A 25668-nucleotide genomic window follows, 5' to 3' on the forward strand; every position below is an offset into this window, starting at 1 on the left:
TAACATAAAGTTCGGGTGCCACTGACATCTCTCGAATAAGGGATGTCAGCGTTTCTTTTAAAGAGCTCGCGTACAATTCCAATGACAAAACCTCCTCGTTTTTCAAGGGGCTTCGCCACATTTTTTTAACTGCTTGTCAATACCTATTTCGCATTTTTGCGCAAAAAAAGAGCGGGCTATCTTTTCGATAACCTGCTCTTGTTCTTGATTTTGGACACTATGCCTTAACTAAATGACATTGCCTCCTGGATGGGCTTTTTGAGGCTATGACCTCGTGTGCAACCCCATCGTACCGAGGCGCTCCTTTTTGTTCAAACTCCCAATTATTCATATTGCAGGAATTCTAACGGAGTATGTTAGCTGAGCAGCAGATGCACTTTTCGCGCTCGTTTTCTTTTCATTAGCGTTTAATAAGGACAATATTTATAGGGGGATGCCACATGCTTCATCTAGTTATCGGGATTCTTGCAGCATTGTTATTATGGAAAGTACTTAAGGTCACCTTCAAACTAATATTTTGGTTGATTCCAATGGGAATCGTTTGTTTCTTTGTATTCCCACACCTTTTTTGGTTTTTTGGAGGATTTGGGTTCTTGGCATTAGGACTACTTGGCACACTCTTATTAATTGGAATCGCAGGCTTATTCTTTTCATTTGATAACGACTAGATAACTTATCAGAGTACTCAGTCCTAATCTGCATTAATATGTGTTTTTTTAAATGGCTGGGCGGCACCACCGATGCGCCGGCGGCCGATCTGTTGATCGGCCACTTCGTGCAGTTCCACGTCATGGAGGGTATTATCGATGCACGTAAGCATATCGATGTTGCATAGCTACAAATCCTGTGAGCCGCCTCGTCGGCAATCCCTACCCGAGGCTGGCGAGGCGTTCGAACTGGAGCAACCGTTATATCAATTACGTTGGCTGACAGGGAACGCTAGTGCAGCAGTTTCGGTGCCCTGCGATAGCTGTAAGTGTTTCTGGACGAGCTACTATTAATGCCGGCATCCAGTGGCGTTTATCACCTTTGGTGGAATTTTCCGGAGGAAGATTGAGATGATGTGAATTAAAGACGGTATGGCTGCTCAGCCTTCAAGTCGGAAGGTATATGGTGCCATGGCAAAAGGTCGAGATCATTAACGTGATTTGATTCTCACCTAATTCTAATATTGTTTGCTCAGAGCATATGGTCTGCCGCCTATGTAGGATCTCGTTGAAATCATATCATGATATGGTCAAACTCATGATACCTCTCGCTCGTCAAAGATAATGGGGGAGAGCTTTTTATTTTATGAATAGTCATAACACATCACTATTACACCCCATTAACCAGTCTTCAATTTCGTATATGTAATGATGGATGTAACAGAATGAATGAAATATAAAATAAAAGGAGCTGCCGTTGTAATTGGTCGGGGCTCCTTTTGTTGTTCATTTATTGCTAGTTTTGAGTATTCGTTTTGCTTTGTTTAGAGGATTTGATTTGTCTAACCGGTTTGACTTGTTTAGACGTTTTGGTTTGTTTAACCTTTTGTTTTTTCTCGACCGTCTTAGTATGGCTTGTTTTGGAAACCGGAGTGCTTGTTTTGTGCGTGCTGTGCTGTACCGTTGCTTTTTGCGAATGCTTGTACGACCCTGCAGCGGGGGCAGCATAAGCAGAAGCTGCGCCAACCGTTAAGGCAGAGAAGACAACACCGGCTGCAATAATCTTTTTAGCCTTGTTCATCATGAGATTCCTCCTTTAACATGTTACTGTATTTTCCATTATACTCCTTGTCCAAATTTATACAAGATTAACAAGGAAGCAATACAAATAAGGCATAATGCTATCGAAAACATGCGTCAACATTAAGCCTTGAATTAAGCTTCTTAAAATTCGTGATGTACTTGACCAGTTTACAATTTTTTAGCCAGTAACGATCTTGAACTTTCATGGTATGACTTTTCCGATTTATTATTTGAATGTAAATGTTAATATGTCGATCTGAAGAATAAACCTTCATTAGCTCTGCATCCCTTAAGTAGATCATTGCAGTTCGGATAATGCAGGTAAGCCATTCCATTAGGGAAGGACACGACGTGAAGTCGCATAGTGCGCGCTCCACCAGCCGGTATTCAAGTCCGAAATGGTTACTCCAGGCCTGCCGTAGGTGTGCATAATTTTTCCATTACCGATGTAAACGGCTACGTGATGGATTGGGGAATAGAAGAATACCAGGTCACCCGGCTGCAGCTGGTTTCTCGGGACGTAAGTTCCCACCTGGGATTGCTGCCTGGAAGAGCGAGGGATATTAACCCCATTGATTCGGAAAATATATTGAGTGAATGATGAACAATCGAACGAGCTTGTATTGCCGGTTTGCGCGCTGAATTGATAACGAACTCCCATAAACCTCCGTCCTGTGGAAATGATATTTTGTGCAGTGGATGACGATACGGACGCCGCATGTGCCGGAGCCGTATTCAGCAGCAAGCTGCCCGGCGCAAGCATGGAGAGGCTCAAGGTGATCCCTACTAATGTTTTACATTGACATTTATCACAGCATCTGGAGAAAAAGTATGAGGCACAACGCAAAAAAAAGCCACTAAACATGGGTGGCCAAAATACTAGAATAAACTTGCAAAACGTTGTACTAGTATGTCAAAATCAACGTGGATTCGTTCTTGACCTTTGTTGTTTCTCGTACGTGTTTGGCAACGAGTATGGAAAAGGCGCCGCGGACCATTTTACCGTGGGTGCAGATTTTATCGTCACTCATATTTTCTTTGCTAGTGTCTCATGGGCTAGTTCAACTCCCTCCTTAACCCTAGAAGAAACATTTGGGCTGAGCACGCATATCATAGCATCCTAATAAGGAGGAGGCTAATCATGCATTGGTTTTCCATTTTGGGAATTGGAATCGCAGCGAATTTAGATAATTTGGGGATTGGTGTTTCATTTGGAGCCCGTTCCATCAGAGTGACTTTGATTTCAAATTTGATTATTGCCGTTTTGTCCATGATCGCAAGCTATATTTCTATTACGCTAGGCAGTTTCGTTTCCAGCTATATACCTGGCAATCTAGCAAACTGGTGTGGCGGGATAATGATCATCCTCTTGGGGCTTTGGGCAATTCGAACAGAGCTTCGTAATGCTTCAATTGTACGCGAAGAACACAGTGCTAACCCCATTTCAAACCTATTAGAGCATCCCCAAGAAGCGGATAAAGATAGAAACAATATTCTGACTTGGAAGGAGTCATTTGCTCTAGGAACTGCACTCGCTTTGAATTGCCTTGCTGGTGGATTTGGTGCCGGAGTGACAGGCTTATCACCTTTGGCAACCACCATTTCCATAGGTATCTTTTCGCTGCTCACCATGGCTATTGGCGTTCGGGCAGGTCTCAAGCTATCACAAACCTGGCTTGGAAAATGGTCCAATTTAATCGGCGGTATCATACTTATCGGCATTGGACTATATGAAGCTTTAGTTTAATGACGCGCTAGAATTCGTGCTCCATCTTTTGTTTGAAAGCGGCTAGTGTTTCGAAGGCGTCGACTCTTATTCTTTGTAAATTGTATTGGTCGAAATTCGGATTGCTACGTCCTTTTTTTATACCGAAAGCAATTTGGTAATGGGCTTGACTCACATTGTTCTCTACTCTCAAATTTGCTTTTCCTGAAGGATAGCAAAATACGTTAACGTTCTGATGCAAGCGCTCTTCCAGCACTTGTTTGGATTCTGTCAGTTCTTTTACCAAAGCCGTACTGGATATGGTTGTCAGATCGAAATGATGAACCCCATGAGATTGAATATCCACAAGTCCGCTGGCCTTCATCTCTTCGAGTTGCTCCCAAGTCACGTAGCCCGCTTTTCCAATGTATCCCGTTGAGATAAACAGGGTCATTTTTATTTGATACCGTTTTAAAATTTGGTATGCTTGATTGTATTGATTCAGGTACCCATCATCAAAGGTAAGCACAAGCGGATGCGGAGGCAATGATTTTTTGTGATTCCAGCCTTCAATAAGCTCAGACGCTGTAATGAAAGAAAATCCGCGCTCCTTCAAGGCGATCACTTGCTGTTCAAATTTTTCAGGCGTCAAGCATAGGTCATTTCGGGGTTCAGCAGAGGAAATGGAATGATACATGAGTACTGGAACGGAAGGTAAGTGCTGAGAAGCTGGATTACCCAGCATGAGCAGCCACCATAGAGTGAAGAGAGGCAACAGCAGTTCTCCTTTATTAAGTTTTTTACTTATTTTATCCTTTAATCGGCAATCCATTCTTGGCACTAGTCAGACCATTTGTAAAAACTATAATCACCATAAAAGGAAGAGTTGCGAGTGTTCAAAGAGCTTGTACATCGTGCGAAAAAAATTGATTTTATCATTATCGGGATATTAGTTTGTTTTATGGGGATCAGCACCGCGGTCATCTTCAGTGCGACCAATAATACCAAATACGCAGGACTGCATGTAAATAACCTGGTCATGTTTGCAGCCATGTTTGTTCCTATGCTGCTCTTGGCTATGCTCGATTACCGAGTCGTGGTGCGGCATTTATCCCTAATTCTATATGCCATCGGAATATTGCTTTTAGTCTTTGTCATGTTTAAAGGTATGAACATCAACGGCTCGCAGCGATGGATCAATCTCCAGTTCATGCAGTTCCAGCCTTCCGAGCTTGTAAAGGTGTTTGTGATCTTACTTCTAGCAAAAATGCTGGAAAATCGGAAGGGTGAGGATCTCCGGCTATTCCAAGACATCTTGCCGATGCTCGGGGTGATGGGAGTTCCTTGCCTGATCGTTATGAATCAGCCGGATCTGGGGACATCCATCGTTTTTATATGTATATTAATTGGGATGCTGTGGATCGGCAAAATTCGCATCAAGCATGGATTAGCCGGGTTCGTTGTGCTCGTTGGGATCATAGGTAGTATCACATCGTTGTATTTTGTTGATAACTCATTGTTTAATAAGCTTGTAAAACCGCATCAGCTTCATCGAGTGCAAACTTTCTTGAACCCGGCTATTGATCCTGACCAAAGCTACCATGTAGTCAACTCGATCAAGGCCGTGGGCTCTGGTGAGTTAATGGGGGAAGGCTTCCTACGCGGCAAAATGATACAAGGCGGATACATCCCATATGATTATGCGGACTCGATTTATGTGGTCATTGGTGAAGAATTTGGCTTTGTTGGATCGGCGGTGCTCTTGATGTTTTACTTTGTTTTGATTTACAGGATGATCCTCATTTGTATCGCATCGGAAGATTTAGCCGGCTCTTATTTGATCATCGGAGTAATTTCCATGTTTACGCTGCAAATTTTCGAGAATATAGCGATGCATACGGGGCTTATGCCACTTACCGGTATTGCACTCCCATTCGTTAGCTACGGAGGCAGCTCTCTTGTAACCAATATGCTGTGTATGGGCCTAGTACTTAGTGTATCAGTTCATAGATTAAAATGAGGTGACGTCACGATCGTAATTTACAATACTGACACGAAACAAATCACAACGGAAAAGGTAAGAAAACCGAAGGAAGACGAGGTGGTATGGATCAGACTTCGGTCTCCGGATGCTGCAGAAACCAGACATGTCCTAGCGGAACTGTTAAATGGTCACCCACTCATGGTTGAAGATTGCATTAAGCTGAATCAGCGTCCCAAAATGGACAAGTATCCGAATCACATTTTCATTTCATTTTTCGCTATTGACCAGCAGTACAATCCGCTCGAAATTGCTCTCGTCACCGGTCCCAACTATGTGGTGTCGATTTATAAGCAGGATATCCCAGTGCTGGACAGCTTATATGAGGAATTCCAAACGATTGCAGAAAAGATGGAGTTTTCCGCCCAAATTTTATACCATATCATGGATCAATGCGTAGATGAGTACGTTCAGATCGTAGACCATATGGAAGACAAAATCGAGGAATGGGAAGAGGCGATTCACGAAAATCCTTATTCCAAAATAGCACAAGAGGTTTTTCGACTTAAAAGGACTACACATGCGTTGCGGAAAATTTTTATCGAGGAACGAACCCTATTGGGCAGCATGACGCATCAGCAATTTCCGTATACCTTGCCTGAAGCAGATGTCTATTTCGTGGATGTTTATGACCATCTTACACGGGTGGTAGATTCTATTGATTTGTTTCGCGATTCATTGAACGGTTTATTAGATATGCAAATTTCCATGAAAGGGGATCGCATGAATGAAATTATGAAGGTCTTGACGATATGGAGCACGATTTTCCTGCCCTTATCCTTTGTGGTTGGGCTTTACGGTATGAATTTGAAGGGGATACCGGAGTATGATTGGGATTTCGGGTATGGCTATGTTTGGGCTCTGATGATCGTTATGGTTCTAGTGATGGTTGTATATTTTAAGAAAAAAAAGTGGATTTAGACAATGGGAAGTTGTTGACAGTAACTGACGCCAGAGATTATTATAAATAAGTATTTGAGATGTCCTCGTTAGGTGAGGCTCCTATACGAACACACGCCACTGCCCGGAAACATCGAAAGATGCCAATGGGTTGAACAGAAATTGCCGGATTAAGGCTCTTTTTAATGTGGCTGAAGAACCTAGGTTCTTTTACGTCGTATAGTGCCAAAGCTCGACTTGGGGGGAATCGGTTATTTGCATGTATATTTTTCCATGCAAAAAAACGCCCTTCAGTTAAGCTGATGGGCGTTTTTATTTTTCATAGTCTAGGCGTTGGTTGTGGCATGACTCCAGTTTAAAGAATAGATTATGGAGCCATCACAAAATTAAGATATGGAGAGGAGTTAGACATCTGATGGGTAGTCGAAGTTTAGCTGAACCGGAACCAGAACCAAAGAGTCTATTGGCAGTCGGGTTAAAACTAAATACCTTATTTGAGTATGGATGCGGCTCCTCTCCTACGGGGTAAAGTTGAATCAGACTGCCTTATTACAAGGAGGTAGTCCGAATGGCCAAAATGAATTTTTTCCACAAAAAAACGGAAACTAAGTTGGCAGCTCATATCCAAGGCTTTGATATTGAGTTAAATCAGGAAAATACTCGTCGCATTGATCGATTAGTGGACAGCTACGAAAAGAGTATCCTAGCCCACTTAGATGAAGCATATCAAAGAAAGACCCGCTGGTCTGACCGCCTTGCGGATCGAATCGCCTCTTTTGGCGGCAGCTGGAGATTTATTATTTATTTCGCCATCTTCCTATTCGTCTGGATCTTGTGGAACACGTTTCCCTTTAATAAATCTGCCCATTTTGATGAACCGCCTTTTATTCTTCTTAACCTGTGCCTATCGTTTATAGCAGCTTTCCAAGCCCCGGTTATTATGATGAGTCAAAATCGACAGGCTTCACGGGACAAACACGAGTCTATTATCGACTTTGCAATAAACTACAAGGCAGAGCAAGAGATCGATGATATGCAGAGCCATCTTCATCGAATTGAGGGCGAGTTAATAGAGGTCAAAAAGCTTTTACTGGAATTGAAACAACCAAATGGATGAGCGATCGAAAGGAGCAAACGTAATCTTAACGGAGCTCCTTTTCTGTGTCTTCGCACCTTCCAGCTAACCCCCCTCAGAACCAAAGATATTCCGCCTCCGATTTTTTCCCACAGTAGTGACCCAAGACGTACCCTTGCATATAACCGCACAATTTCTTGCGAATATATTCGGAGAACAAGTATTCGGCCAATGTGTTTAAGGCTATCATTTACGGTAAATTAACATTCTTATAGAGCTATTTAAAAATAATCGTTATTATAATAGACTTTCCATTTGCTTATGATTCACCCAAGATCCAAGGGGTTGATTAATTATTAAGTATCATCCAGTTTCCAATATCGGACCGACATTATCGACAAAACACTGTTTCCTATAAGAACCTTTAGAGTATGCGGATTTTGAAGCTGCTTCTTTTTTGTCATTTTGTGGTGCGTTGCTAGCGCTGCATGGATGGCGAACGCATATGTAGAGAAATATTATAAAGGACTTGTCCGGCGACACAAATATAGGTGCATAATCGTTTTACGACTGTCAAGAGCCATCTGAGGCAACGAAAAGAATTAAAATTGCTGTAGTGCACTATTCATGACAATTGAATAGAAATATTATTATACAATACATATTGGCATGTGGTATATCCCCTATATTTATTTCGTTCCTCCCCCCGTCTGGGAGGATTTTTTTATGTTGAAATTGTCTTTATAGTAGGACGAGAGCGACTATTTGTCGAAGACTCCTTAACAAAAAGAAAGTTCGTGTTGTAAATTAGCAATCGGGGTAGGGACAATACAAAGCCAAGGACAAGGTACTTGAGCTTATTGTATGTTTAAGCACACTTGCATTTCCGGTGCAAGAAGCAGGTAAACCAGTGACTTCTTAAAACTGAGAGGATTGGCAATTGCAACTCTTTGTTACTGCCCGGATAGCAGTCCCAGCTTGCTGCCAAGCAACATGATGAATATGCAGCTCAGCACAAATCAAATTTGCAAAAATTTGCCGGAAGAAGTTGAAAGGGGGGAGTTAACAATCGTGGTGATTTATTCCTGTTGTGGTAAAACAATGTACTACAAACGTAGCTTAACTAGCAGTAAATATGAATTTTATGTAGAAAGAGAAGGCAGCTCATACAAGATTAAATCATTGGGCGAGGTGTTCTTGCATGTTTCAAGGAACTTAAAAGGCTTATTCAAACTGTATATATGTTTTAAAATACTTATCGTCATTACGCTAGTCATATTTGATTTAGATTGACTGAGTCTCCATTATGATTTTACGATTTTATTGATGTTTGTCTTCTACCGAGTGTAACAGTAATAAAAAGGTTGAATCACTTGATAATGAAGAATATGGATGTAATAACATTTTTGGTAATGTAGCTACAATCTCCAATTATAATTTCTTTATCAATGACTCTTGGGTTGATAACTCAAACCAAGAATATCCGTAACTATCCTTTAAAGATGTAACTTACTTACCTATGACTTGGGATATTACTAAAGCGTTAGGACTTCAGACAAGTTGGGACGAAGCACGTTGGTGGTTTAGTGTGAAAAGGCAATAATACAGTAATTTCTTATATCGAAGCATGAGCTTAATCGTTCATGCTTTTTACTTTTTCTCTGTGAAAAAGAACTAATTTCAAATTTACTACAAGTAGACCAAATGTACTGATCGAGATATGATTTAATGCGTTGACGTTAGCGAATCCAAAAATAAGAGCTTTATCAATATTTGATAGATAGGAAAGCGAAGACTGGTAAAATTCATGATGATAATCCCATAGTCAACAAATGTCGGGTGACAGAGCTTGAATTCTTCCGGGTTAATGTTCTGTTCGCGAAATTGATCGTTTTTCATCAAAAATTAAGGTTTGCATATTAAAGTAGATCAGAGTGTGTATAGAAAGAGGTGAATCAATTTGTCACAAAATCAAGTAACCAGTTTATCCTGGCCTGAAAGTCTGCCGTCTCGTGTTAAGCCGCGATACAGGCGCTTTGCGCGTTTATTCATATATGTAATCCTGCTAGCCGTTTTACTGTTTGTCGGGTGGTTCTACTTCATGCCCTCCGGTACGTCGTGGCGCTATATGCTTGCAGATACATTGATCACTTCTCAACATCGCGAATATGCCAAATATTTGATTGGTCAGGATGAGTTGAACCACAGAGTCGATGATTATATGAAGAAATTCGATGCGATGGGTACGATAAAGGATAATCATAACGTTGCGCTTGCTCCAAAAAAGAATAACGCAGTTGATGTAGAGCCGATTTCGGGTAAAAGCTTTAAAGGCTACATGCTCATCGTTCATAACCCGCAAATGATTCGCGTTGTGACGACCAGTATCCCCGGACAAGGCGAGCAAATTCTCAGTATGGTCAAGCGAACCGGTGCTATTGCCGGCGTAAACGGAGGTGCATTTGACGATCCGAACTATGACGGCAACGGCTTTAGACCTATCGGTGTCGTTATGTCTGGCGGTAAGTTATTATACAGCGACGGGGGCATGGAAGACCCTGTTAATGTTGTTGGGATTGATCGGAATGGGCTTATGGTGGCTGGGCGTTATAAACCTTCGGAATTAATTAAAATGGGGGTAAAGGATGCGGTTTCTTTTTCACCCAAATTCATCGTGAATGGTAAAGGACTTATCAAAAACGAAGCTGACGGATGGGGTATTGCGCCCCGCACCTGCATGGCTCAAACGAAGGATGGAACGATCATATTTTTAGTAATTGACGGAAGACAGCCCGGTTATTCAGTCGGCGCAACGCTTTATGACGCACAGCAGCTGCTCTTGGAAAAGGGTGCGGTCACCGCAGCCAATCTGGATGGCGGTTCTTCTTCCGTGTTAGTTAAAAATAATGCGGTGGTTAATCACCCCTCCAGCAGCTATGGGATGAGATATTTGCCAACAGCCTTCTTAATATTCGACCAGCCTGACAAAGTAAAGGTTGACAACTTGTGGAACGGCGTAGATATGTCAAAATTCAACTCTGCCTACAAGCCGTTCGCGTCGCCAAATACATCTCACTCAGCAGCGCCGGCTCAAAGGCGACAGTGATAGGCTTTGGTTCGTTCACACTACCCGGAGCTGAAAGGCAGCGTTTAATTCGAACGAAAGTTAAATTGAGGAGAAATGAGGATTGCCATAGACCAGAAATAGACAGATCTTTCCTTGGCTTTAATCTCCGCTTTTCTTCTCGGCTTTCCTTTGATAAGATATATGTGAGGCAAACACGTAGTTCAAACCGCGTCAGGTCCGGAAGGAAGCAGCGCTAGAGCAAAGGGTTGTGCCTTTTCTAACCTACATCATGTTACTAGTTACCAAGTCCGCATTAATGGGACTGTTGACAAAGTCCTTAGCTAAATAAAATGCTGATGATTCACTACAATATATAGTGGATCATCAGCGTTTTTAATTCCATATATTGTATCACCAAGAGGTGAAGTGCCGTTTGTCAACAGTCCCTTAATTGCGGGCTTTTTTTATTTCATCCATTCAATATGATGCCAAGAACTTCAGCCGTTTGTCTTCATCATTGAAGGTTCATTAAGGTTAAATAAAGTAGAACTTCATAATAAAAGAGATTCCGCCCGAATAACGAGTACATCATCACTTCGATTTTTTGCTGTCGATCATACAAGGTTCATGCTAGTTAATCTACCTTAAATAAAGTTACTCTTGGTAAAGGATGTTACTCTTTAAGAAACTTAATTCCTATACTAGTCGAGTAGACTTTACTCATTTGAAATTACATTTGAAATCACATGACTTGATTAGTTATTACAATCTCGAGGGCCGTAATCAAAAACTGCTTTACGGCCTTTGCTAATGTAGCTTATAAATCCATAATTGACATGTAAAATTTAGTAGGCTATTATGCGCATATATAGGGGCAGTTTTATAAAGTATCCTATAGGAGGGATTCACAATGATTTCAGTATTTAATCAACAGTTTAGAGAAGAAATTATTAATTTAATATTGCATGTTCAAAACGTTGAAAACGATCTAAATATTACCATCGAAGAACAACCGGATTTATTAGATATTGAAACTCACTATTTACATAATGGGGGACAATTTTGGGTAGCTCTAGATAATAAGGAAAAAGTCATTGGCTCGATAGGATTATTAAATCTTTCCAATGAGATTTCGGTTTTAAAGAAGTTTTTTGTATATGAACACTATCGAGGTAAAGAACATTCTATTGGGCAAAACCTGTTTAATGTACTTGCTGAGTATGCGAAAGCGCAGGGAACAAAAACCATTTTGCTGGATACACCTTCTATAGCAAAAAGATCACATCGCTTTTATGAAAAAAATGGATTTATTCAAATTCACAAGGATGAATTGCCAATTCAATACGATTATCCTGATAGAATATCCTTACTATACCGACTCGATCTTTCCTAGTTTCACAATGTGAGTGTATATAGTCTTATTTAAAAAGTGCCAAAGCTGTTTAGAGATATTGGTATTGACTTGACTACTGGTCGGAGTCAGAACGCTTTGACTTTTTAGTATTACACAACAAGTCATTTCGTAATTTACATGGGCTGTTACTAGCTCCGCGGTAATCAATTATATTGACCCAAGGATAACAAATTAAGTATGTCAGTTTCTTCATTCAGAGTTTGTAAATTAAGGAATAGAAATCCTTGTGTTAAATTCATTTTCTTAAAACTCGTTGGCCAACTACCAGGAGGTAGGCTTACAACAAAACAGAAACAATCAGCGCATCGAAGTGCGCTGATTGTATTGTCGTTCCAATTTAGGGCAAGGATACATGTAACTCATTAATTTTATCGCCAGAAAGCCTAAATGTGTGTTTCAAAAAGAAAGGACTGGGTAAATTCGTTTTATCAAAATCGCCGTCAAGCGACGCGATAACGGCGTACACGCCATCATGTTCAATGGCATCAGTTATTTCAAAGCGAACGTGAGATCCAAAAATATCAGTTTTACTCCAATTTCGAATGGCTTCCAGACCTTTAAACTCCCGATTAAAGTCAAAAACATAAGCATCTTCGTTAAATGCAGCAAGAAATGAATCTAGCTGTTCCTCGTTCGATGCATGAAAATATGTTTTTACGGAGTCTGGTAATTGAATCATATTTAACTCCTCCTTTTTATAAATGACCAGAAAAACCGATCAAACTGTCGGTATCGTACCACCGTCAATGACATACTCGCTTCCCGTAATGGAAGCTGAGCGATCGGATACCAAGAAAGCTGCAAGCTCCGCAACTTCTTCGGGTAACCCCGGACGACCGATTGGAATGCCACCAAGCGAGTCCATAAGCTCCTGTAACGCCGCATCGCGGCTACCAGCAACCGTCGCGATCCGGTCGATCATCCGATCGGCTGCTTCCGTTTGAATGAAGCCTGGCGCAATCGTGTTAATTCGAATCCCTTTTGGCGAAAACTCCTTAGACAAACCTTTGCTGTAATTGGTCAACGCTGCTTTTGATGCAGCGTATGCTAGGGTTGTTTCATACAGTGGCAATTTTCTCTGGATGGAGCTTACATGGATGATGACACCCTTTCCTTGCGCTACCATCATTGGTAGTACACTTCTATCCAATCGGACTGATCCAAGCAAATTCATGTTCAACGTTTCCAGCCAATCTTCCTCAGTTAAGGCCAATGCACCACCGGGAGGCGTAGAAGCTCCTCCAACCGTATTTATGAGAATGTCGATGCCGCCTAACTTCTCTTTCACGGCTTCAACAAGAATCGCAGTGCCTTCGCGCTTGGTGATATCTGCTTGAATGAAGTGAACTCCAGGAATATCATAATCCGTCGGGATTGAACGGGCCGTTGTGAGCACTGTGGCTCCAGCTTCGGCCAAGCGCTTCACAATCGCATAGCCCATCCCTTTTGTTCCACCGGTTATTAATGCTCGTTTTCCTTTAAATTCATGCTCATAAGAAGAAAAATTCATTTTGTGTATCCTCCATAAAAATTATTCTTGATCGCAAGTATTAGCATACCCCTGCATTAAAGATAATTCTAATTGATAATAATTATAAATATTATTATTTTATTTCATGAAAAATTCAGATCACAATAATATATTTAACGATTATAGAAGAAGATATATATGATCACCTGAAATTGCTAATCTTAATTTGATACTTTGACTCCAGGACGAACAACGCGGATTGCAATAATCGCAGCAATGGCTACGCCAAGTGCACCAAACCACACAACAGAGCTTATTGGCATATTTTTAAGCGCAATACCGCCAAGACCAGCACCAATTGCCATGGATAGCTGCTGTGTGGAAGAATATAAGCTGATCATAATGCTGGATGCTTCCGGAGCCTGACTTACAAGGTTAACCTGCTGGGTTGGACCAGAAGACCATAGTGACAAGGACCAGAGCACCAGGACTAAGAGTACAGCCACAATGGAGTGGGCACTTAGCGCTAGAAGAGCGAGAGAGATGGCGTGAATAATGAGTCCCGAAAGCAATGTTTTTCGTACACCCCATTTATCGGTTGCAGAACCACCAATTTTAGCCCCGATCATACTTGCAAGTCCAAACATGAATAAAGCCACGCTGATCGTATTTGTGCTCATATTGGCCACGTTCAGGAGAAATGGTGTGATATAAGTAAAAGCAATCGAGTACCCTAGAATCCAGAAGAAAATCACAATGAGCGCCATTAAAATTCTTGGATTTTTAAGGAATGCGAGTTGTTTAGCTAATGGTATAGGTGCTTCACCCTCCGTGCGTGGAATAGCAGCCATCAAAATGAAAACAGCAGCTACGCCAAGAATGCCCAGTGCAGCAAAGTTTAATTTCCAGTTCATGTTCGCGGCAACCAATCTTCCAAGTGGAATACCGATAACAAAGGATGTGCTAAAGCCCATCACCACTGTAGAAATAGCACTACCAATCTTTTCAGGCTTTGCTAATTTTGTAGCCATTGTGATTGCTACGGTGAGAAAAATACCCGCACTGAGAGCAAGGACAATTCTTTGATAGAAGCAGAGGTAAGTATCCTGGCAAGAAAATAACCATGGCATTACCGATGACAAATGTAACAAGTGAAGCAATAAGTAGCGTCCTTCTATCCATTCACGCCGTTAAAGCTACGAGAATCGGTGTACCGACTGCGTAACTGAGTGAGAAGATAGAAATCAGTTGACCTGCGGAAGCAACAGATATTCCTGTATCTTTAGCAATGATATCTAAGAAACCAGCGATAACATATTCAGAAGTTCCAACGAAGAAGGTAACGATCGCCAGAAGTACAAATTTTAATGAGTTCGACATGTTTATACCCCTTTATATAAAGTGTTAGTTCATAGCCTCTGCATCTAAATCTGATTAATTGGCAGCACAGAACACACTTGTTTCGCTAATAGGTTATCCAACGAAAAAACAGATAGAACTGCATGCATGATCATCCTTTCTGAGCAGAATTGTTTAAGCTGTGAGTACTTTCATCCGCAACACTTGAATTATCATAACAACGTACATTCAATCAGTCTAATGCATGATATCTATGTTATATATTAATTATTTTCATGTGATAATACGGTTTTCGAGAATGAAAAAAGGACGCAACGGATGCGTCCTTTCTTCAAGTAACATCAATGTACGGTAATTGCACCCTCATTGGTTACTATTGCTTCAATCAAATACGGTATGTATGATGGTAACAGAAATTAGGTCGAGAAGAAGTTTAGGAGGAGCCTATGGAACTTACACAATTAGAGTATTTCTTGGAAGTTGCCAGAATGGAGCATTTGACGAAAGCGGCAGAATCATTATCAGTTACACAACCTGCTCTAAGTCATTCGATTTCAAAACTAGAAGCTGAGCTCGGTGTACCTTTATTTGAACGTAAGGGCAGAAATCTTCAGATTAATCGATACGGCACAATGTTTGCGAAGCGTGTAGAGACAATATTGAAAGAAGTAGAGCGTGGAAAACAGGAAATTGAAGAATACTCCAGCCCTGATTCAGGAGTCATTCATCTTTCATATTTAAATATCTTGGGAGTTGATTTTATTCCACATCTTATTCGTGAATATCAACAAGCCAATCCCAAAATCACTTTTAAGTTGACTCAAGGAGACAAAGGATTGATTCTAGATCGGGTTGAGAGCGGTGATTCAGATTTAATGATAACATCTGAAAGACCTGTGGACGATACATATGAATGGTTGTCGATTCTCACCCTACCTCTGTATCTCATCGTCTCAACAGAGCACCGGCTTGCCAATCAGGAATCCATTAGCTTGAAGGAGATAACCGGAGAGCCTTTTGTAGGTTTAAAGCAAAACTGTTCGCTAAAGGATTCACTCTTGGCCCGTGTTCATCATATGAATTTCACTTTAGTCTCCACTTACGATGCTGAAGATCTACCAACAGTGGCAGGCTTCGTATCGGCAGGTCTTGGGGTATCTGTATTGCCAAAAACAGCTGGATTGGAACTGAAAGGCTTAAGATGGATTAAAATTGAGGAAAAAGGCTGGGTTTGGGAAGTTGGTTTGCATTACAAAAAAAACAGATTCCTATCGCCGGCTACTCAAAATTTCGTTAGGTATATTGAAGACAAGTTTAATTAAGTATTCTCTCTTAAGTGCAAACTAGCGCTAATGCCCCTTTTTCATTACTTATTTTAATAGATATTATGAAAACTATAAATTATACAACACTAATTCTGATGTGTATAGTTACTTTAGGAAGAGCCCATGTCACTATTTTAGCTACAAAGGGATTTCTTCACATTTATTATTGAAAGGACTTGATGTTTCAATGTCAGCTTACGTTATTTTTATCAGAGAGAAAACAACTAATATAGAAGAATTAGAAATCTACGCCTCTAAAGCGCCATCCGGCCTTGCGGGGCATTCTCTGAAACCTCTTGTAATGTACGGTACGCATGAAGTCATTGAAGGACCGGACGTAGAGGGAGCAGCTGTTTTGGAATTCCCAGGGATCGAGGAAGCTAGAGCTTGGTATTACAGTCCTGCTTATCAAGATGCTGTCAAGCATCGACTGAAGGGCGGCACTTATCGAGGCATGATAGTGGAGGGCTTTTCGAAAGAATGATCGGAAATATGAAAGAAGATTTCGTATTCCTTTTGTTTGACAAACAACACTTGATGCTTTTATTGAATTGATGAATAAGTGCCCTGAAGATCAACGTAAAGTAGTTCCTAATGGTTTTGAAACTAATCTCCATTGGCACTTAGGACATGTTCTCACCGTTACAGAGTTCCATGCTTTTGGTTCTATCGGGAATGGTTGCAGTTCTAGCTGCTCAGCTCATGCGAATGAAATATTGCATACTGGATAAACTATGCAAATACTTCATTTGTCAGGGCGGTGGATTTATGCGTTCATTTCTATGGCGAAGTGTAATGAAGGAAATGGAAAATACAACGGAGGATCAGCCTGAAACCAATTCAGAGCAGGATCTTCAGAAGTCGCTAAGCGATAATTTACGAGAAAACGAGCAAACATTAAGAGGGGTATTTCATCAGTGTTCAGACGTTGTATTCCGCTTGATTTCGGTTGAGAATCAACCTGAAGTACTAATGGTTTACGTCGATGGTTTAGTGGACACCAAAGCAATGGAACAATTCATTCTGCGCCCCCTAATGTTAAGAAATCCCTCTTTTGTTGAAGGACCCCATTCACACCTTGGCAAGGTACTCGAGGAGCACCTTGTCTTTATAGCGCAAACAAAGGTTGTAACGAATTTTCAGGATCTAGTGAATGAAGTTTTCAAAGCCCATGTTGCCATATTAACTGAAGGCGAAGGTAGGGCTTTATTAGCCGATGCCGGCGGGTTTGATAAGCGTTCCATTGAAGAGTCAAAAGTGGAAAACGTTATCCAGGGACCAAGAGACAGCTTTACTGAGACCTTGCGTACCAATACGATGCTGCTGAGACGAAGAATTCCCAGCGCTCGATTAAAACTGGAATCGTTCACGATCGGAGAATTGACTCGTACGGATACAGCGCTAGCTTATGTTGAAGGGATTGCAGATCCGGATTTGCTTGAAGAAGTAAGACAAAGACTCCACCATGTCCGACTAGAAGGAATAATGGATTCCTCCTACATCGAAGAGTATATTCAAGACAACCCTAGATCACCTTTCCCTCAAGTTCAGAAAACAGATCGCCCTGACACGACGGCAGCAAGTCTTCTGGAAGGTAAAATTGCTGTCCTGGTAGACTGCAGCCCGTCTGTGCTAATCCTTCCTACAACGTTTTTGGTCGGTATGCAGTCTGCAGATGATTATTATGAACGGTTCGATTTTGTTGCGGCCAGAAAAATGGTTAGATATTGCATGATGGTCATTTCCCTGATCTTCCCGTCGTTATATGTTTCATTAACAACATACAATCCGGATTTGCTGCCAGGGTCGCTCTATGTGAGTATAGGAACGGCACGCGAAAAATCTCCTTTTCCTACGGTTATAGAGATTGTTCTCATGGATTTCGTCTTTGAAGGGTTACAGGAAGCGGGAATTCGCATGCCATCTCAGCTCGGACCGGTAGTCAGCATCGTGGGCGCGCTCGTAGTCGGCGAAGCCGCTGTGAGGGCCAATATTATCTCTGCACCCATTGTTATTGTCATAGCGTTTACGGGAATCGCTTCATATGGCATCCCACGGTATGGGTTTTCAATTCCTTTTCGACTTCTTCGCTTTGCTCTAGTAATATTGGCGGGGATTTATGGATTATACGGCCTATCTTTAGGTATTATCGCCATTCTGATCCATTTAGTGACCCTGGAATCGTTTGGGATCCGCTATCTAACCCCCATTGCTCCTCTAAATGTTAAACATTTGAAAGATGTCCTATTTCGAACGACTCGGTGGTCACGGAGGAAATCTTAAATCGATGAAGAGGCTGCATCGAAAAAATTACCTGGCATACGCCATCATACTTACTGGATTAATGATGGTTACAACAGGGTGTTGGGATATGATCGAGCCCAATCAACGCTCTGTTTGGGTAGGAACAGGATTGGATTTGTCCCCTGAAGGAAATCTCCTTCTAAGTGCGCAAATTGCCGTTCCTAAAGCTGCTGGAGAAGCTGGAGGCGGTGGAGGAGGAGGTACGGATGATACATACTTCGTGAAAACAGCAATAGGCAAAAATTTAGAAGATTCATTTCAAAGAATTCAAGCCAAGCTGTCACGGAAAGTATTCCTTGGACATCGCGATGTGATTTTCATTGGAGAACAATTAGGTAAGCAAGGGTTTAAAAAATTTCTTGATGAATTTGGACGGAATCCCATAAGTAACATTCGAGCTAATTTATTTTTCATCAAATACAGAAGCGCCCAAAACTTCCTTATGGAGAAAGCGGAACTTGAGCAATTCTCATCTGTTGAGGCTATTCGGCAAGTCCACTTCAACGGGATAAGAGACAGAATGACCACGATGGTTTATTTCAAGGAAGTAATGCAGCGTGATGGAATGAGACCTATACTGCAAGTCATAGGCCCAAAGGACGGAGCGGGGCAGAATAAAAAGATGGAGACCAAAGGATCACTATCCGCCACCCGTGAAATCGCATTATTCAATAAGTCGCTGCAAGTAGTTGGTTTTTTACAAGAAGAGGAAGCCGTTTCAGTTTTGTGGGCGTCAGGGTACCTTGATACTCAAATGATAACGGAGTATTTGAGTAAAGCAAACGGTCTCGCGACTGTTGACCTTCATCACATAAAACGTCAAATCGATTCGACTATAAATGGTAAAAAGATCCACATCAAACTAGTTTTAATGGGGAAGGGCATGCTGGATGAGAACGATACGAATCTCGATTTATTCAATAACAGAGATATTCGGGCATTGGAGAAAGAATTCAATGAGAAGGTCAGTCAAAGAGTGGTCAATGTGATAAAAATGGTTCAGAAAGATTTCGGAACGGATGTATTTGGATTTGGCGAAGCGCTTCATCGAAAGTATCCAGATCAATGGAAGCACATGAAAGAGGATTGGGACAAGCTTTTTCCCGAGGTCGAAGTGACCGTTACAAGCCAGCTCGCCATACGTCATATAGGTGAAAGAGGTCCCAAATAACACACACTCTGAAGCAGTGAAAGGAGTTAGCATGTGAAGATCTCGGGCAATCAGTTGTTTTGGATTATGTTTTGCTTTCAAGTGCATTATGCTCTGAATCCGGCTCTGCTGTATGGAAAACAAGACGCATGGATCATCTGTGCGATGGGCGGCATTGCCGCGGTATTCCTTACACTAGTTATGGTTAAGATTAGCTTGATGTCGAAAGGCGAGGCTTTCGTCGTTTATTGTCAAAAGGTGTTGGGGAAAGGGCTTGGAAAGGGCATTGTGCTTCTCTATTTGCCTGTTTGGTTTATGCTGCTTGTCGTGACGCTTAGAGAGTGGGCGGATTACGTTTTTTTGAAGCTACTTCCCAATACCCCGGTAATAATGGTTGTGTTGCCGATCGTTCTACTCATGATCTACGTGAACCTAAAAGGAGGAATTACAGCGGTTGGACGCTGCAGCCAGATTATTGGGCCACTGTACTTTTTGATTAGCTTCGTGCCTTTTTTCATGCTGTTTGGAATTATGGATTGGACGAATTTGCTGCCTGTTTATCAAGATACGGGGTGGCGCCACATGTTGAGGGGAACGGTTCCTACGATGGCTTTAATGATGGGAGGTACTACGGTTCCATTCATGATAACCGAGTTTGATTCTGAGCCTACGAATATTACTAAAGGTGCGATATGGGCTATAGGATTATCGACATTATGGGTTTTTCTTGCTTCTGTAGCTTCCGTCTTGGCGCTAGGCTCTCATCAAGCTCCACAACTGACCATCCCTTGGGTAGACACGATCCGCTTGATCTCGATCCTTAATTTCATTCAAAATGTAGATGCATTTGCTGTGTGCATTTACACTCTTGCTCATTTTATATCCATCTCGACAATTTTATTTGGGACAAGCTATGGATTTGCCCAGTCGTTCAATTTGAAAAACTGGAAGAGGACGGCATGGGTTGTTGCTGGTTTAGCTTTGTTTTTCGTGATCTTAACTTCAGACCTGGGTCACATAACCAAACTATACAGGGAAACAATATGGATCCCATGGATATTTCCAATTCATATGATTGGCATCCCGCTGTTATTATTGGTTGCAGGGATCCTAAAAAATCGACGACTCCTTCGTGTCTAGTCTTAAACAATTGGATGCTACTGGGTAACGTTGCGGAGGATATTTTTGCTAAAGTTTATCAATAAAAAATTGGCAGAAAGGTGTTTGTCAGAATAGGCGAAATTTAATAAAACCGATAAAGAATATGGCAAAGAGGTAAGACGGTACATCCTCCAAATTTGGCATGAACAATGATGAATATCAAAAAAACGAGGAACTGCAGGACATCAAAGATTATGATGAAGAATGGGACGAGTCGAATGCCATTATATGTTCCATCACAGTTTACGTAGTACGTTAAGATACTCCACTAACAGGTACGATAGCTCAAGGGATACCAATAACCAGTAGCCTTCGCGATGAGTGCTTATATTTTGGATGCATATGCTTGTAACTCCCGTCCAGTGCCGCCTCGATCGCCGCATTTAATTCAAGCAAACTTGTTTGGTAAGTAAAATCACTTCTAAAAAATGCCGAAGTCTGCCTTTTTGCAGAAAAACATCCTTAACCGGATGCTTCGACGTTTTTAGAAGTGATTTTTTTTACTTCATTTATAGAATGATTGAATTGAGGTTTAGTATAGGACGTATTAGCTATGCTTTAACTGGTTGCAAAAAACCACTGGGTGCTGCGCACGGGAAGCTCTGCTAAACCGAATCGTGCATCCAAGAGTGAGCTTCGGTACAGTTTTTCTTATTGAGCGAAAGGCATTCCCTACATTATAATTACTGCAAGCAAGCGGCGGGCGCGGAATTGATCGCTGCTTAAGCCATGTAAATAACGGGGGTATCGCGTTTGTTTATTCCCAGACTGAGTCTGCGCAACAAAATCATGATTATCTTTTTGCTGCTGATCGCGTTTCCATTAACGATACAAGGCATGATCACTTACTATGATTACTCCTCCTCGCTGGAGCGCCGGACGGCGGATTACACGGTGCAGATCGCGGACCAGGTCAACCGCAATTTGGATCGGACGCTGATAGAGTTGCAGCGGCTTTCGTTAATGCCGCTGTACGATCAGCAGTTACTGGCGATTCTCAGGCAGTATTCCCAGCCCGGGTTGCGGCAGCAGCGCCCGACTCTGGAAGAGATGGAGAAAATGTCGCAGTACATTTCCGGAGCGGCCTACAACCGGCCGGAGGTTAAGGGCATTCAGTTTATTACCGGAAGCGGTTATATTTTTTCCAACGTCGATCCGAATCTGATCAGCTTTTATATCGATCCGCAGAAGGAAAGCTGGTACCCGCGAGTCAAAGAAGCGGACGGCGCATTTGTGGTCATTCCGACTCATGCTCCGTCGTATTATTTTACGGACGGTCAAAGCTATTTTTCCGTTGCCCGGCTGATTCGCGAGCCTAATACGAACAACGTGCTCGGCATGATGAAGATCGATCTGAAGCTTGACGTGTTCCGGCAAATATTGGCCAATTTGAAATTTGCGGACGAGGGCAGCTTTATGGTCGTGAATGGCAGCAACGAGCCTTTTTTTGAGGAAAGCAAAAACATCTTCACCGATACCGTGGAGCTGGTCCACAGTGGGCGTTTTCCTAACGAAACCCGATCCGACACGATCGAGATCAAGGGAAAAAAAGTACTCGCCGTTGTCGATTATTCGGCTTATTCCGGCCTTAAGGTGATCAGTCTGATTCCAATTGAGGCGCTGCTGAAGGAAACGATCCGGCTGCGCAATTTCACGATGGGGCTTGCCGGCGTATGCCTTATTTCCGGTGGGCTGCTGGCGATTTATTTCTCGTTTAGGATTACCGAGCCGCTGCTGAAGCTGAAGCAAAAGATGTTTCGGGTCGAGCAGGGCCATTTCAACGAAAGTGTTCCTGTCCTGTCATTCGACGAGATTGGGCAGCTCGGCAAAGGCTTCAATCGCATGGTGGAGGAAATCAACCGCCTCGTCAACGAGGTGTACGTCATCGGCTTGCGGGAGAAAGAAGCGGAGCTGGCCGCACTGCAAAGCCAGATTAATCCGCATTTCATATACAATACGCTGGAGTCGATCAACATGATGGCCGTGCGCGGGCGGAATGCGGAGGCGTCAGAGATGGTCACCGCGCTGGGCAAGCTGCTGCGGTATACGGTGGACAAATACGACCGGTGTGTGTCGCTGGAGGAGGAACTAAACGCCACCGCCTCATACGTCAAAATTTTGCAGGTTCGTTACGGCGAAAGGCTGGAAGTGATTTTCGACGTCGAAGAGGGACTGCAGCAGGCCGCAGTTCCCCGGCTGATTTTTCAGCCGCTGGTGGAAAATGCGATATATCACGGCATCGGCGACTGCGAAGAAGGGGGCACCGTCTGGATCACCGCGGCAAGATTCGAGAACGATTTGCTGCTATCGGTCAGAGACAACGGGCGGGGTCTAACCGAGCGAGAGCTGGAGCGGATTCAACAGTCGCTTCAAGAGCCCGATTATCCGTCTTGGGAAAGTGGAGGCAGGCGGAGAGGTGGGCTGGCGCTCCGCAACATAAGCCAGCGGATCATCCTGATGTTCGGCCAAACTTATGAGCTGCATATTGACGGAAGTCCGGGAGAAGGGACGGCCGTTACGCTGACTATACCAATTTCATTGGAGGGATAACGTGTACAAGCTGCTGATTGCTGAAGATGAGGAAGTGATCCGTGACGGGTTAAAGCATCTGATCGGACAAATTTCCCACGGTTTTACCGTCGCTTGGGAAGCCGCTCACGGTCAGGAGGCACTGCGTTATTTGGAGAAGGAGCTGCCGGATGCGGTCATTACCGATATTCGGATGCGTGAAATGGACGGACTAACGCTGACCGGCAAAATCCGCGAGCGGTACCCGGATATGCCGATTGTCATCATTAGCGGCTATAGCGAATTTGAATACGCCCGTCAAGCATTGAAATACGGAGTAACCGATTATCTGTTGAAGCCGGTAGACAGAAAAGCTCTCGTGGCAGCTTTGGACAAAGTTGAATCGCAGCTTGCGGGACAGCGCGGCATCAAGATGAGGCAGCCGGAAACGGGCAATGCGGCGGAGCAGCGGGAGGAAGGCCGGGCGGAAATCGGACGACTCGTCCGCAAGGTCAAGGAATATGTAGCAGCGCGTCCGGACGGAGATTTGCGGCTGCAGGTGCTGGCGGAGCACGTTCATCTGCACCCGTCTTATTTAAGCCAGCTGTTCAAAGCGGAAACAGGGCTAAACTTCTCCGACTTCGTGATGGAAGTTCGATTGGAGCGAGCCAGGCATTTATTGCGGACGACCAGTCTGAAAATATACGATATCGCCAGATTATCCGGTTATCAAAGCCCGAAGCATTTCATGCTGGTGTTTAAGCAGCAAACGGGGCTTACGCCCGGGATGTACAGGGAGCAGTTCGGCACCGAATCCGTAGCTGATTAAAACGCATAAGCCGAGTCCGCGGATGTGTAAAGCCGTAATTGGAGCGCTTGATCTCAGCGAACGGGATATGCTTGGGATGATTATGGCGGGCAACAATTTGAGCAGGGCGTCAAAGGAGCTAATGCCATGGGAATCACAAGCTATTCTTGAACTGGACGCCAAGGGTAGAATTCTATAAAAAAATCGTACCAAACCTGAAGGATACGTGATTTATTAGAGAGAGCGCTTACACCTATAATGAGCTTGTAAGCCATTACAAGATACATAGGAGGGTGTCCGATGAGAAAAAAATGGACGTTAGCCGCATTATCATGTTTGGTTGCGGTGGCGGCAGGGTGTTCGAGCGGCGGCGGAGGCAAGGAACAACCGGCAGCGGCCAGCGGAGGAAATGCTGCAGGAGCGACAAGCGACAAGCCAGTGGATTTGAAATTTATGTTTTGGGGCAATCAGGCTCATACCGATTTGTTTAAGGGATTGTTTGACAAGTACAAGAAAACGCACCCAAATATTAATGTGACGATCGAATCGGTGCCGTTCCCGGACTTCCAGCAAAAAATATCGGTGTTGGCCGCAGGGCGCGAGCTGCCTGACATTGCTTGGGTATCGGAGCGGATGGTGCCACAGTTTATGGCTAACAACATCATGATGGACATATCCGACGTGAAGGACGACGCGGCTTTCAAGCTAGATGACTTTATCCCGTCCACACTTGATTTGTTCCGCAAGGACGGCAAGCTATATGGTCTTCCGTTCTCTACCCCGCCAAGTGTTATGTTCTACAACAAAGACCTGTTCGACAAAGCAGGCTTGAAATCGCCGAACGACCTTGCCAAAGACGGAAAATGGACATGGGAAGAGTTTGAGAAATCGGCCAAAGCGCTGTCGAGCGGCTCTGGGGCCAGCAAAATTTACGGGGCGAATTTCTTCCGCGACTGGAAAACATGGATTTTGCTATCGTCCTATTCCTGGTCCAACGGCAGCGGTCCGTTCGATAACGATATGACGAAATTTACATGGAATGATAAATACGGCGTGGATACGTTTAACATGCTGCAGCGCATGATGTTTGTCGATCAATCTCATCCGAAGGCTGGCGAGCAGGTCAGCTTTGAATCCGGCAAAATCGGCATGTTCTTCGATGTGTACAGCTACGTCTCCAATGCGCGGAAAATCAAGGACTTCAAATGGAGCATCGCGCCGATGCCGTCCGGCTCCAAAGGTTCCGTGCCGATGATGGGGCAAGCGGGATACACGATCTTTAAAGAAACGAAGCATCCGAAGGAAGCAAAGGAACTGCTCAAATTTTTGGCAAGCCAGGAAGGCATCCAAGCGACTCAGACCTTCTTTGTTCCACCGCGCAAAACGGTTCTGAATTCGGACGAATTCCTCAAGCAGCCGGACAATCCTCCTGCAGATAACATCAAGCAGGCGGTCATCGACGAGATGCCGAAAGCACGGGTTCAGCCGGGCCACGTGCAGTGGACCAAAATCGATAACGAAATTTTAGCCGGCTTCGACCAACTGTTCGGACAAACGGCGAAACCGGAGCAAATCGTGAAGTCGTTGGAAGATAAAGTGAATCCGATCATGAAAAGCAAATAAAACGGATGCGCAAGCGGTTCGCGCCAA

The 25668-nt window shown here is 43.2% G+C and carries 23 protein-coding genes, 1 other RNA gene, 1 pseudogene and 1 riboswitch; of the genes and pseudogenes, 18 read left to right on the forward strand and 7 right to left on the reverse strand.

All coding sequences use genetic code 11. From position 1 onward, the window contains the following. The first annotated feature begins 440 nt into the window (after positions 1-440). A complete protein-coding gene (locus FPZ49_RS23405; RefSeq protein WP_144851622.1) occupies positions 441-668 on the forward strand; it encodes a hypothetical protein in 228 nt (75 codons plus the stop codon). 775 nt (positions 669-1443) lie between these two features. Here FPZ49_RS23405 and FPZ49_RS23410 read toward each other — a convergent pair. Then, on the reverse strand, positions 1444-1731 hold the full coding sequence (locus FPZ49_RS23410; RefSeq protein WP_144851624.1) for a hypothetical protein: 288 nt from the start codon (positions 1729-1731) through the stop codon (positions 1444-1446). Positions 1732-2064: 333 nt separating this feature from the next. Further along, positions 2065-2493: a C40 family peptidase gene (locus tag FPZ49_RS23415; protein ID WP_261381568.1), complete on the reverse strand. Its 429-nt coding sequence runs from the start codon at positions 2491-2493 to the stop codon at positions 2065-2067. Positions 2494-2871: 378 nt separating this feature from the next. Between FPZ49_RS23415 and ytaF the strand changes: the two genes are divergently transcribed. Further along, the gene (gene ytaF / locus FPZ49_RS23420; RefSeq protein ID WP_144851628.1) at positions 2872-3477 is read left to right on the forward strand and encodes a sporulation membrane protein YtaF; all 606 of its coding nucleotides are present in this window, start codon (positions 2872-2874) and stop codon (positions 3475-3477) included. 7 nt (positions 3478-3484) lie between these two features. Here ytaF and FPZ49_RS23425 read toward each other — a convergent pair whose 3' ends face one another. Then, complete coding sequence (locus tag FPZ49_RS23425; RefSeq protein ID WP_222429956.1) at positions 3485-4180, reverse strand: polysaccharide deacetylase family protein; 696 nt, start codon at positions 4178-4180, stop codon at positions 3485-3487. A gap of 147 nt (positions 4181-4327) precedes the next feature. Between FPZ49_RS23425 and FPZ49_RS23430 the strand changes: the two genes are divergently transcribed. The 7 genes from FPZ49_RS23430 (at position 4328) to FPZ49_RS23455 (ending at position 11911) form a co-directional block, all read left to right on the forward strand. After that, on the forward strand, positions 4328-5455 hold the full coding sequence (locus FPZ49_RS23430; RefSeq protein ID WP_144851632.1) for an FtsW/RodA/SpoVE family cell cycle protein: 1128 nt from the start codon (positions 4328-4330) through the stop codon (positions 5453-5455). Between the two features lie 42 nt (positions 5456-5497). After that, positions 5498-6397, forward strand: coding sequence for a magnesium/cobalt transporter CorA (gene corA, locus FPZ49_RS23435; RefSeq protein ID WP_261381569.1), 900 nt, complete (start codon positions 5498-5500; stop codon positions 6395-6397). A gap of 57 nt (positions 6398-6454) precedes the next feature. Further along, a riboswitch (M-box (ykoK) riboswitch) is annotated at positions 6455-6627 on the forward strand. A gap of 317 nt (positions 6628-6944) precedes the next feature. Next, positions 6945-7493 carry a DUF1003 domain-containing protein gene (locus tag FPZ49_RS23440; RefSeq protein ID WP_144851636.1) on the forward strand — a complete coding sequence of 183 codons (549 nt, stop codon included), beginning with the start codon at positions 6945-6947 and terminating at the stop codon, positions 7491-7493. 2059 nt (positions 7494-9552) lie between these two features. Beyond that, on the forward strand, positions 9553-10557 hold the full coding sequence (locus FPZ49_RS23445) for a phosphodiester glycosidase family protein (protein WP_144851638.1): 1005 nt from the start codon (positions 9553-9555) through the stop codon (positions 10555-10557). Positions 10558-10715: 158 nt separating this feature from the next. Next, positions 10716-10809: signal recognition particle sRNA small type (ffs, locus tag FPZ49_RS23450), an RNA gene on the forward strand. A gap of 225 nt (positions 10810-11034) precedes the next feature. Further along, the gene (locus FPZ49_RS37545) at positions 11035-11166 is read left to right on the forward strand and encodes a hypothetical protein (protein WP_391563857.1); all 132 of its coding nucleotides are present in this window, start codon (positions 11035-11037) and stop codon (positions 11164-11166) included. A gap of 262 nt (positions 11167-11428) precedes the next feature. Continuing rightward, positions 11429-11911: a GNAT family N-acetyltransferase gene (locus tag FPZ49_RS23455; RefSeq protein WP_144851639.1), complete on the forward strand. Its 483-nt coding sequence runs from the start codon at positions 11429-11431 to the stop codon at positions 11909-11911. A 358-nt stretch (positions 11912-12269) separates the two neighbouring features. Here the strand turns inward: FPZ49_RS23455 and FPZ49_RS23460 are convergent, their stop codons facing one another. The 4 genes from FPZ49_RS23460 to FPZ49_RS36955 form a co-directional block, all read right to left on the reverse strand. Next, a complete protein-coding gene (locus FPZ49_RS23460) occupies positions 12270-12611 on the reverse strand; it encodes a nuclear transport factor 2 family protein (RefSeq protein ID WP_144851641.1) in 342 nt (113 codons plus the stop codon). A 39-nt stretch (positions 12612-12650) separates the two neighbouring features. Continuing rightward, the gene (locus FPZ49_RS23465) at positions 12651-13442 is read right to left on the reverse strand and encodes an SDR family oxidoreductase (RefSeq protein WP_144851643.1); all 792 of its coding nucleotides are present in this window, start codon (positions 13440-13442) and stop codon (positions 12651-12653) included. Positions 13443-13624: 182 nt separating this feature from the next. After that, positions 13625-14563, reverse strand: coding sequence for an MFS transporter (locus FPZ49_RS23470; RefSeq protein WP_261381562.1), 939 nt, complete (start codon positions 14561-14563; stop codon positions 13625-13627). A gap of 22 nt (positions 14564-14585) precedes the next feature. Then, on the reverse strand, positions 14586-14783 hold the full coding sequence (locus FPZ49_RS36955) for a hypothetical protein (protein ID WP_261381564.1): 198 nt from the start codon (positions 14781-14783) through the stop codon (positions 14586-14588). A gap of 425 nt (positions 14784-15208) precedes the next feature. On the opposite strand from FPZ49_RS36955, the gene FPZ49_RS23475 reads away from it, so the two are divergent. The 9 genes and pseudogenes from FPZ49_RS23475 (at position 15209) to FPZ49_RS23510 (ending at position 25641) form a co-directional block, all read left to right on the forward strand. After that, positions 15209-16084, forward strand: coding sequence for a LysR family transcriptional regulator (locus tag FPZ49_RS23475; protein ID WP_144851645.1), 876 nt, complete (start codon positions 15209-15211; stop codon positions 16082-16084). A gap of 190 nt (positions 16085-16274) precedes the next feature. Then, the gene (locus tag FPZ49_RS23480) at positions 16275-16571 is read left to right on the forward strand and encodes a DUF1330 domain-containing protein (protein ID WP_144851647.1); all 297 of its coding nucleotides are present in this window, start codon (positions 16275-16277) and stop codon (positions 16569-16571) included. A gap of 58 nt (positions 16572-16629) precedes the next feature. Then, positions 16630-16818, forward strand: a pseudogene (locus FPZ49_RS37550) (hypothetical protein); the annotation flags it as partial. 64 nt (positions 16819-16882) lie between these two features. Further along, on the forward strand, positions 16883-18370 hold the full coding sequence (locus FPZ49_RS23485) for a spore germination protein (RefSeq protein ID WP_222429957.1): 1488 nt from the start codon (positions 16883-16885) through the stop codon (positions 18368-18370). Positions 18371-18374: 4 nt separating this feature from the next. Then, positions 18375-19562 (forward strand): Ger(x)C family spore germination protein, encoded by a 1188-nt coding sequence (locus FPZ49_RS23490; RefSeq protein WP_186446036.1) that lies wholly within the window; start codon positions 18375-18377, stop codon positions 19560-19562. A 33-nt stretch (positions 19563-19595) separates the two neighbouring features. After that, on the forward strand, positions 19596-20681 hold the full coding sequence (locus FPZ49_RS23495) for a GerAB/ArcD/ProY family transporter (protein WP_144851653.1): 1086 nt from the start codon (positions 19596-19598) through the stop codon (positions 20679-20681). Between the two features lie 774 nt (positions 20682-21455). Next, a complete protein-coding gene (locus tag FPZ49_RS23500; protein ID WP_261381565.1) occupies positions 21456-23252 on the forward strand; it encodes a sensor histidine kinase in 1797 nt (598 codons plus the stop codon). A gap of 1 nt (position 23253) precedes the next feature. Beyond that, on the forward strand, positions 23254-24039 hold the full coding sequence (locus tag FPZ49_RS23505) for a response regulator transcription factor (protein ID WP_144851655.1): 786 nt from the start codon (positions 23254-23256) through the stop codon (positions 24037-24039). Between the two features lie 279 nt (positions 24040-24318). Beyond that, positions 24319-25641 carry an ABC transporter substrate-binding protein gene (locus FPZ49_RS23510; protein WP_144851657.1) on the forward strand — a complete coding sequence of 441 codons (1323 nt, stop codon included), beginning with the start codon at positions 24319-24321 and terminating at the stop codon, positions 25639-25641. Positions 25642-25668: the final 27 nt, after the last annotated feature.

This window comes from Paenibacillus cremeus (assembly GCF_007786445.1).
Lineage (GTDB): Bacteria > Bacillota > Bacilli > Paenibacillales > NBRC-103111 > Paenibacillus_G > Paenibacillus_G cremeus.

Excerpts from the sequence above, each read along its gene's own strand:
- FPZ49_RS23405 (WP_144851622.1), top strand. The coding sequence starts at position 441 with ATGCTTCATCTAGTTATCGGGATTCTTGCAGCATTGTTATTATGGAAA.
- FPZ49_RS23410 (WP_144851624.1), bottom strand. The coding sequence starts at position 1,731 with ATGATGAACAAGGCTAAAAAGATTATTGCAGCCGGTGTTGTCTTCTCT.
- FPZ49_RS23415 (WP_261381568.1), bottom strand. The coding sequence starts at position 2,493 with ATGCTTGCGCCGGGCAGCTTGCTGCTGAATACGGCTCCGGCACATGCG.
- ytaF (WP_144851628.1), top strand. The coding sequence starts at position 2,872 with ATGCATTGGTTTTCCATTTTGGGAATTGGAATCGCAGCGAATTTAGAT.
- FPZ49_RS23425 (WP_222429956.1), bottom strand. The coding sequence starts at position 4,180 with ATGCTGGGTAATCCAGCTTCTCAGCACTTACCTTCCGTTCCAGTACTC.
- FPZ49_RS23440 (WP_144851636.1), top strand. The coding sequence starts at position 6,945 with ATGGCCAAAATGAATTTTTTCCACAAAAAAACGGAAACTAAGTTGGCA.
- FPZ49_RS23445 (WP_144851638.1), top strand. The coding sequence starts at position 9,553 with ATGCCCTCCGGTACGTCGTGGCGCTATATGCTTGCAGATACATTGATC.
- FPZ49_RS23455 (WP_144851639.1), top strand. The coding sequence starts at position 11,429 with ATGATTTCAGTATTTAATCAACAGTTTAGAGAAGAAATTATTAATTTA.
- FPZ49_RS23460 (WP_144851641.1), bottom strand. The coding sequence starts at position 12,611 with ATGATTCAATTACCAGACTCCGTAAAAACATATTTTCATGCATCGAAC.
- FPZ49_RS23465 (WP_144851643.1), bottom strand. The coding sequence starts at position 13,442 with ATGAATTTTTCTTCTTATGAGCATGAATTTAAAGGAAAACGAGCATTA.
- FPZ49_RS36955 (WP_261381564.1), bottom strand. The coding sequence starts at position 14,783 with ATGTCGAACTCATTAAAATTTGTACTTCTGGCGATCGTTACCTTCTTC.
- FPZ49_RS23475 (WP_144851645.1), top strand. The coding sequence starts at position 15,209 with ATGGAACTTACACAATTAGAGTATTTCTTGGAAGTTGCCAGAATGGAG.
- FPZ49_RS23480 (WP_144851647.1), top strand. The coding sequence starts at position 16,275 with ATGTCAGCTTACGTTATTTTTATCAGAGAGAAAACAACTAATATAGAA.
- FPZ49_RS23485 (WP_222429957.1), top strand. The coding sequence starts at position 16,883 with ATGAAGGAAATGGAAAATACAACGGAGGATCAGCCTGAAACCAATTCA.
- FPZ49_RS23490 (WP_186446036.1), top strand. The coding sequence starts at position 18,375 with ATGAAGAGGCTGCATCGAAAAAATTACCTGGCATACGCCATCATACTT.
- FPZ49_RS23510 (WP_144851657.1), top strand. The coding sequence starts at position 24,319 with ATGAGAAAAAAATGGACGTTAGCCGCATTATCATGTTTGGTTGCGGTG.